The 8,279-nt window shown below is 39.3% G+C and carries 10 protein-coding genes and 1 tRNA gene; 4 read left to right on the forward strand and 7 right to left on the reverse strand.

Annotated features, from left to right (window positions below; translation table 11 throughout):
• Positions 1 to 714 (forward strand): IS256 family transposase (locus ND6B_RS12410; protein WP_033102931.1); only part of this gene is annotated, 714 nt, incomplete at its 5' end.
• Here the strand turns inward: ND6B_RS12410 and ND6B_RS12405 are convergent.
• Both ND6B_RS12405 and ND6B_RS12400 read right to left on the reverse strand, forming a co-directional pair.
• Entirely contained in the window at positions 703 to 972 is a 270-nt protein-coding gene (locus tag ND6B_RS12405; protein WP_235420460.1) for a hypothetical protein, read from the reverse strand. The two genes, ND6B_RS12410 and ND6B_RS12405, sit on opposite strands and share 12 nt — an antisense overlap.
• A gap of 142 nt (positions 973 to 1,114) precedes the next feature.
• A complete protein-coding gene (locus tag ND6B_RS12400; protein WP_008112472.1) occupies positions 1,115 to 1,540 on the reverse strand; it encodes a tetratricopeptide repeat protein in 426 nt (141 codons plus the stop codon).
• Positions 1,541 to 1,748: 208 nt separating this feature from the next.
• Here ND6B_RS12400 and ND6B_RS0119130 point away from each other — a divergent pair, with 208 nt between their 5' ends.
• Both ND6B_RS0119130 and ND6B_RS12395 read left to right on the forward strand, forming a co-directional pair.
• Positions 1,749 to 2,138, forward strand: coding sequence for a YkgJ family cysteine cluster protein (locus ND6B_RS0119130; protein ID WP_008465669.1), 390 nt, complete (start codon positions 1,749 to 1,751; stop codon positions 2,136 to 2,138).
• A gap of 173 nt (positions 2,139 to 2,311) precedes the next feature.
• A complete protein-coding gene (locus tag ND6B_RS12395; protein ID WP_033103113.1) occupies positions 2,312 to 4,702 on the forward strand; it encodes a TonB-dependent receptor in 2,391 nt (796 codons plus the stop codon).
• A 75-nt stretch (positions 4,703 to 4,777) separates the two neighbouring features.
• On the opposite strand, the gene ND6B_RS12390 is transcribed toward ND6B_RS12395, so the two are convergent.
• The 5 genes from ND6B_RS12390 to ND6B_RS12370 all read right to left on the reverse strand — a co-directional run bounded on the left by ND6B_RS12390 (position 4,778) and on the right by ND6B_RS12370 (position 7,211).
• Complete coding sequence (locus ND6B_RS12390) at positions 4,778 to 5,395, reverse strand: FKBP-type peptidyl-prolyl cis-trans isomerase (RefSeq protein WP_008112467.1); 618 nt, start codon at positions 5,393 to 5,395, stop codon at positions 4,778 to 4,780.
• Positions 5,396 to 5,464: 69 nt separating this feature from the next.
• Complete coding sequence (locus ND6B_RS12385) at positions 5,465 to 5,788, reverse strand: hypothetical protein (protein WP_033103114.1); 324 nt, start codon at positions 5,786 to 5,788, stop codon at positions 5,465 to 5,467.
• Between the two features lie 114 nt (positions 5,789 to 5,902).
• Positions 5,903 to 5,993: transfer RNA gene (locus ND6B_RS12380), tRNA-Ser, on the reverse strand.
• 88 nt (positions 5,994 to 6,081) lie between these two features.
• Entirely contained in the window at positions 6,082 to 6,459 is a 378-nt protein-coding gene (locus ND6B_RS12375; protein ID WP_033103118.1) for a hypothetical protein, read from the reverse strand.
• 203 nt (positions 6,460 to 6,662) lie between these two features.
• Complete coding sequence (locus ND6B_RS12370) at positions 6,663 to 7,211, reverse strand: NAD(P)H nitroreductase (RefSeq protein ID WP_033103115.1); 549 nt, start codon at positions 7,209 to 7,211, stop codon at positions 6,663 to 6,665.
• A gap of 197 nt (positions 7,212 to 7,408) precedes the next feature.
• Here ND6B_RS12370 and ND6B_RS12365 point away from each other — a divergent pair, with 197 nt between their 5' ends.
• Positions 7,409 to 8,257 carry an IS982 family transposase gene (locus ND6B_RS12365; protein WP_033103116.1) on the forward strand — a complete coding sequence of 283 codons (849 nt, stop codon included), beginning with the start codon at positions 7,409 to 7,411 and terminating at the stop codon, positions 8,255 to 8,257.
• The last annotated feature ends 22 nt before the right edge of the window (positions 8,258 to 8,279 follow it).

Here is an 8,279-nt window from a genome sequence, read left to right on the forward strand (position 1 = left end):
ATTCATTATAAGATTAAAGAAAATGGGCGCTACGTGAGTAAGGCTATTTATACCGTACTAGGTGTCAATATCGAGGGCCGCAAAGAGTTACTTGGTTTATATATCTCTGAAAGTGAAGGGGCTAACTATTGGCTATCAGTATTAACAGATTTACATAATCGTGGTGTATCCGATATTTTAATTGCCTGTGTTGATGGACTAAAAGGCTTCCCTGAAGCAATAGCAACAATCTATCCTGACGCCGAAGTGCAGGAGTGCGTTATTCATCAAATTCGTAATTCGATGAAGTATGTTGCTTCAAAGCACCAAAAAGAGTTTATGGCTGACTTGAAACCCGTTTATAAGGCAGCCACTAAAGATGCAGCAGAAGCCGCTCTCGCCGAATTAGATGCCAAATGGGGCAAGTTATACCCTATCGTTATCGAGTCTTGGCGTCGTAAGTGGGGCAATCTGTCGGTTTACTTCAAGTATCCAGATTACGTGCGTAAAGCTATTTATACCACAAATGCAATTGAAGCTGTACATCGCCAGTTTAGACGACTCACCAAGACTAAGGGAGCATTCCCTAATGAAAACAGCTTGATGAAATTATTGTATGCAGGCATATTGAATGCCTCGAAGAAATGGACAATGCCAATCCATAATTGGAATCTGACATTGTCGCAATTGGCCATCCACTTCGAAGGTAGGTTAGATGGTGTGCTAGATATTTAGCAACTTAGGCTGACACAGAATTCTGAACGCCCTCGTGATCCCTGCTACATCCATGTCAATAAAATCGCTTAAACCAATTTCACGTAAACCAGCAAAGTCAGGCTTGGGAATGTGTTCAACAACCACATAAAATGCAGTTTTCAAAAAATCATGCGGGTAAAAGCCAGCAAATTCGCTAGCAAATGTATCACAGCATATTCTTTGATGAACATACTCACTATTCGTTTTATCAATCCATTGTTCTATTTGCGCTAGCATTTTTACTCCAAAAAATTTGCTTAGTGACTTAATTTAAGCATCAATATTTAATGACGCAGAATTTGCTATTATCAATAAAAAAGCGCCAATGGTATTATTACTGACGCTTATTAGAATGATAAATACAAAGTAACGCTTTAAACTAACCTTCTTCTTCAACCAATGATTCTAATAACTCATGGATCTCTGATTTTAATTCTTTGTCTTCAATTTTATTCGCACTGATTTTAGCATCTTGCAGATTTTTAATTGCCGCTTCTTTATCACCCAGCTCAAGCTGTAAAGTAGCCATAGAAAAGGCAACAGACGACATATGATCTTTGTTATTAATTTCTATCGACTTCTGTAACGCTTTTTCGTAAGTCTCGATAGCTTCTTCTAGCTCTTCGGTGAAATCAGCCAATGTTTCCCACTGAACAGGGTGATCTTTCGCTGTATTTTCGTTTTCAATACAAATAGCTTTTAGCTCAGCATATAAAGATTCAAACTGTTTAGTATCATTTTTATTAGCCGCTGCCATCAGCTTTTCCGCCAAATCGTGAACCGCTTTGTATACTTTAGTATTCATAATTACTCGCTACCTTATTAACGCGCCTTTTTTGACTTATTAAAGGCATCGTATTCGAAATATATTCCCTAATAGTACATTATTATTAAGCGCTGCGTTGTTACAAAAGTATTATAAGCGATAAAAACAGAGGTTTAATTTAAAAACCTGGATATTACAGTGCTACACTTAACGCTTAATTTAAGTCGCAATAGTAAATACCTACCCTATGCAAAATTGCAATCAATGCGGTAAATGCTGCACTAAATATGGTGCGGCAGATTTAGATACAAATCAGGATGAAATTGAAATGTGGGCGTTATTCAACCCAGAAATATTTCAATATGTTAAAAACGATCAGTTATGGTTTGATCCCAAAACAGGCGAGCAATTAACGCAATGCCCATTTTTAGTACTTAGCAGTAAAAAATATCCACAAGAAAAAGATAAATATACATGCAGTATTTACCATGACCGTCCTCAAGATTGCCGACACTACCCAAGTTTAATTTCAGAAATGATAAACGATGACTGTGAAATGCTTGAACCAATCGATAAACAAAATCCTTTCAAAGCACAAAAAAAATTAGACATACTAATGATAGACAGCCGCTCTTAAGCGAATAAATATAACAAATGCACTGATCTGTAATAATGAGCTGGTAATGTAAATTTAACGCGATTATTTTGCCATTCAACGCAAAATTAAAAGTTATAGTATAACATTGTTGATGATGCCATTTTGTAGTGTTATATTATATCACAACATAACAACCACGATTCGAAGTAATTATGACAAAGTTAACACTCATATCCTCAGCGCTACTGTCTGTTTTGTGTTCTCACTCTGCCCTAGCAGCAACGATTAACGGCACAGTAACAGATTCAAAAAAACAACCTATTGCTAATGCAACTATTCATGTTCATGGAAAGTCACAAAGCGTGAAAAGCAATGAACAAGGTCAGTTTAGCATCGATATAGATGCTAAAAGCCAATTACATATTAGTAAAGATAACTACATCGATTCACGTATATCGCTTGAGAATGTAAACGATACAATTACTGTTACATTAAAGCCGTCTTCGGTTGAAACTGTTGTTGTGTATGCCTCGGCACTGCATAAAAATAGCTTAGAAATGATTTCACCTGTAAGCGTACTATCAGGGGATGAACTAAAAAATAAAGCGAAACCGACCCTAGGTGAAACACTTAAAGGAATACCAGGAGTAAACGCGAGTTATTTCGGCCCTGTCTCTTCAAGTCCGATTATTCGTGGCCTAGGTGGTCCTCGTGTTAAAATTACTCAAAACGGTTTAGATAGCAGTGATGCATCACGTATTGGTCCAGATCACGCAACATCAAGTGATAGCTTAGCCGCTGAACAAATTGAAGTACTACGAGGCCCAAGCACCCTACTATATGGCTCTGGTGCGATTGGCGGTGTAGTAAATGTGGTTGATAACCGTATTCCAACCAATAATATTGACGCACTCTCGGGAGCGGCACAATACACACACGATACCGTTTCAAATGCGAACACTTATGCGGCAAAATTAGAAACAGGCAACAATAATTTTAATTTTCATTTTGATGGCACCAAACGCAGTGGTGATGACTATCAAACGCCTCGCTTTAACCTACCGGATGAACATGAAGAAGGTGAAGTACACATTGAGGGCGATGAAGAAACAGCCACTTCAGTTGAAAATACCTTTATCGACAGTGAAACAGTAAACTTTGGTACCAGCTATGTCGGTGAGCATTTAACTGTTGGCTTTTCATACGGCAATATTGAAACAGATTATGGCATTCCTGGGCATTCACATGATCACGGTCATGCCCATGAAGAAGAAGGCGATCATGAAACGCACGCGGATGAAGAACACGCAGAAACTCCCGTTTATGCTCATTTAGAGCAAGATCGTTGGCAAGGACTGGTAAGCTATGCATTTCATGATAACTGGATTGAATCGATTAATCTTCGTCTTGGCTACACCGACTACACTCACAGTGAAATTGAAGATGGCGCGATTGGCACCACATTTAGTAACGAAACCACTGAAGCACGTTTAAATGTAGAGCATCAGTTAGGCCAATGGCATGGCATGATTGGCTATCACTATAGTGAATCTGATTACGATGCAATTGGCGAAGAAGCGTTTACGCCTGCAAGTGTCACTACCACCCATGCGTTATATCTACTTGAAGAACGCACATTTGGCGATGTCACCGTAGAGCTTGGCGCCCGCCTAGAAGATTATGATATCAAAAGTGATGTAGATACACATCAGCACAGCCATGATGAACAACCTGTATCGGCAGATGAGACCATTAACTACACCCAAAGCTTTACTAATGTAAGTGCCTCAGCCGGTGCGATTTGGGAGTATATGCCAAGTCACAACCTAGCCGTTAGCTTATCACATTCAGAGCGTGCGCCACTTTCAGCTGAATTACTCTCTAATGGTTTGCATGTTGCCACAGGTACTTATGAGCTTGGCTTGGGCTATCATATTGAAGGGGCAGAAGCGCATTTTGAACCTGAAGAAATTAAACAAGAGACCTCTACCAATCTTGATATTAGTTTACGTCGTTTTAGCGGTGACTTTGGCTACACCGTCAACTTTTTCTATAACGATATTAAAAACTTTTATTATCAACAAAACACCGGATTAGTGTTTGATGAGATGGATGGCTTTGAGTCTGCTGCCAATGGACACAGCGATGCAATTGATGTTTATCAATTTACCAGTAAAGATGCGCAGCTTTATGGTTTTGAATTTGATGCACATTATCAAATAAACCCCAGCGCCATGGTAAAAGTATTTGGTGACTCTACTCGCGCCAAACTAAAAGATAATGAAGGTAATTTACCACGTATCCCTGCCAATAAATTGGGCTCAGAACTACAATATACCCTAGGTAATGCGCAATTTACCTTAACAGGAACCCATTACTTTGAGCAAAATGATATTAGTGCTTACGAAACGGCAACGGATGGCTATACATTAATTGATTTACAAGCCAATTATCAGCTTGATTTAGGCGAGGTTGGCACGCAGCTATACCTAAGTGTTGATAATATAACTGATGAGCTTGGTTTCGTGCATAGTTCATTTATTAAAGATACGGCACCTCTTCCTGGACGTAACTTCCAATTTGGCGTTAGAGGCTACTTTTAAAACGCGCTCTTTAATCAGACAATAAAAAACCGCATTCGTAATAATGAATGCGGTTTTTTTACAACTAAATTCTAATTAAAGAATTGCGTGTAACTCAACGTCAAATACTAGAGTTGAGTAAGGTGCGATTGCAGCACCGGCACCACGTTCACCATAAGCAAGCTCATGAGGAACGTATAAACGCCATTTAGTACCTACTGGCATCATTTGTAATGCTTCAGTCCAACCTTTGATCACGCCACCTACTGGGAATTCAGCAGGTTGACCGCGCTCGTATGAGCTATCAAAAACAGTACCGTTTACTAAAGTACCGTGGTAATCAACACGTACTGTAGACTCTGCAGTTGGCTTTTCGCCTTCACCTGTTGCAAGTACTTCGTACTGAAGACCTGACTCAGTAACTGTAATTTCAGGACGTTTTGCGTTTTCTTCTAAAAATGCAATACCTTCAGCAGCCAATACTTTAGCTTCTTCTTCACGACGAGCTTGGATCTCTTCGTTGATTTTCTCAAATGCAGCTTGGATCTCAGGGATCTCTACTTGAAAAGCACTGCCTGCATACGCATCTTTCATGCCTTCAAATACTGAATTTAAGTTTAAACCTTCAAAAGGGTTAGCCTTAAGTTGCTCACCCATTTGTAAGCCAATACCGTAACTTGCTTTTTCAGCATCTGTAGTAAAATTATCTGACATAATGTGTTATTCACGTTTTGTTAGTTAAAAGACCCGTATATGCTATCACAAAATAAAAGCCGTTTGGGGCTAGTTTTTATTGAGTTTTTCTTTAATTAAACCAATAGCAAAGGTACATACAGGTAAACTGAGCAAAATTCCAACAAGTAAGCTCATCGACAATAATCCAGCCACACCGACCAGTAAAAGAGGCACAGCCACCAAACCGATAATGCCAATGTAAAACGCACCCCACACTGGCCAAAAATGATCGTATTTTGTGATTAAATGCCCGGATAAAAGATTAAATCCGATGCCATATAAGAAAGTCATCATCAGCGCATTATCTGGGTATGCATCAATGGCCATTTTTTGTAATAACGATATGGCACTTTGGTAACAATAACCAAACACAGTCCATAGCAGGATGTGCTTGAGTAAACGTTTAGAAAAGGATAACTCCGGGGACTGTGACATAATAAAGCTCCAGATAGCAAAAAACCGCCAATAAGGCGGTTTTTTAAATAATGGTGGAGAGATAGGGATTTGAACCCTAGAGGGGCTATAAACCCCTGCCGGTTTTCAAGACCGGTGCATTCGACCACTCTGCCATCTCTCCGTACGGCGCGCATAATAAGATCATACGCTTAGCTTGTAAAGCCCTATTTTACTAAAACCGGTTAAATAAATCAGGATAGTCATAAACCCTAGTAATATTGTTTAGGTCTGCGGGCAATCCAAGAACATACTAAACACACCAGTAAGCTGGCAGTTAAAAATGCAATACTTTGAAATATTAAATCGAAGCGGTTTAAATCATCACTTGGGATCACAACTAACACAAACGAAGGTAGGACGGTGAATAATAGAACATAGCAGCATATTTTAAAGGCTCTGCCAAAATCAAATCGTCGAGACTGTTGCATCCACCATGTTAGCAGTACTAGGACACCCATCGCACTTGCAGCAATAAATTGAGCTGCTTGTGTATTCATTGCAACATAAAATGTCGCAAGCGCGCCAACAACACCCCAGATTGACCAAGCAAACCAGTTTTCTTTTTCACGTAAAAATAAATTTCCCATCATTTTCGTCTTCTTTATCGTTATTATTGGTAATACTTTCCATACATTACCAAAAAACAACCGATTAAAAAACAAACTGAAGAAGATTTATTGCGTATGGTGCTTCCGTGCGCTTCTCGCAGCTACAATATTAACCGCGGTAGTATAACACGATTAACTTAATGAATTATGACTATATTGAATATAAAAAGTTCATCCTATTGCTACAAAAAACTAAAATAGTTTTCTGGTTTATGGCGCGGTGACTTTTTACACTCAACTGCTGGCGTCCCTAAATACAAATAACCCACTATTTCATCATCATTGTTTAAGTTAAGCGCGTGTTTAACACTGGGGCTTTGTGCAAAGTAACCTGTGCGCCAAATACCGCCAAGCCCTTGTGAAAATGCGGCTTGTTGCATAGCCAGCACGCCACAGCCTGCACTTTGAACTTGTTCTATTCTTGGTACTTTTGGATGTTGTTGATATTTTGCAATGGCAATAATGATCATGGGTGCTCTAAGGGGTAACTCTTTAGCGCGATTAATTACTTTTTCAGCTTGCTGCTCGGCCAAAGCGCTTTGATAATAAATTTCACCCAACTTATGACGTGCATCCCCTTGAACAATAATATATTGCCAAGGCGCAATACAGCCATGATCAGGAACTCTGAGCCCAGCCTGCTGAATAATGTTTAGTTGTTCTTCATTAGGGCCTGGCTCTGTCAGTTTTGCATCTGACTGGCGGGTTAATAAAAGCTCAATAGCATCCATTATAATTACTCAAAAGACAAAACAATAGCATACCATTGAAACCCTTAGGTTAAAATATAATGGGCACCCCGCTGTTATTATTTGCTTATCAAGAAAGTACCTAGGTTAACCTGAGCTGCACATAAGAAATGGAACTAAATGCCCTTGCGGTGATCAGATCTTTCGACCAAGAAACATAAGATTACCGAGGCAAGGGCATGAATAACTTAGATGCAATTTACGTAGATGTCGATGATTTTTGTTTATTGTTTGAACCTCAGTGGCTTAAACACCTAATAGAATCAGGTGAGAAGCAACGCATTAAGCCGTCTCGACTATCCTCTAGCGAAGTGATGACTATTCATCAATCAGGTTATCGCGACTTTAAAACTTACTACACCAAATTTGTTTGTCAGTATTGGCGACATTATTTTCCTGATTTAGTCAGTTATACACGTATGTTGAAGTTACTTCAAGCCACGTTACCTGCTCTGTGTAGCTATCTGAAGCAGCGCTTTGATAAACCAACAGGCATTGCATTTATCGATTCTACTTCTCTCAAGGTGTGTCACAACATGCGTATTCCTCGCCACCAAGTTTTCGCGGGAAAAGCCAAGCGGGGTAAAGGAACAATGGGCTGGTTTTATGGGTTTAAACTTCACCTCATCATGAATGATGAAGGTGGTTTATTAGCAGTAAAAGTGACAGCTGGGAATGTTGATGATAGACAGCCGGTGTTAGATATGGTCGATAATGTTACAGGTAGTTTATACGCTGATAAAGGTTATGTATCTGCAAACCTAAAAGCGGAACTTGCTGAGCAAGGCATTGATTTTATTACAGGTCAACGAAGTAATATGAAACGTCAGCCAATATCATCTTGGGATAGAGCGATGTTATCAAAGCGTTTTATCATTGAAACAGTTTTCGACCAACTGAAAAATATGGCTCAAATAGACCATACAAGGCACCGCAGCTGCATCTCATTTATGGTTAATTTAATGGCTGGATTAATTGCCTATACCTTTCAGACTAAAAAGCCGAGTATTAAAGTGACTCGGCTTTAATTCTTATGCAGATCTGAGGTTA

The organism is Pseudoalteromonas sp. ND6B (assembly GCF_000764215.1).
GTDB lineage: Bacteria > Pseudomonadota > Gammaproteobacteria > Enterobacterales > Alteromonadaceae > Pseudoalteromonas > Pseudoalteromonas tetraodonis.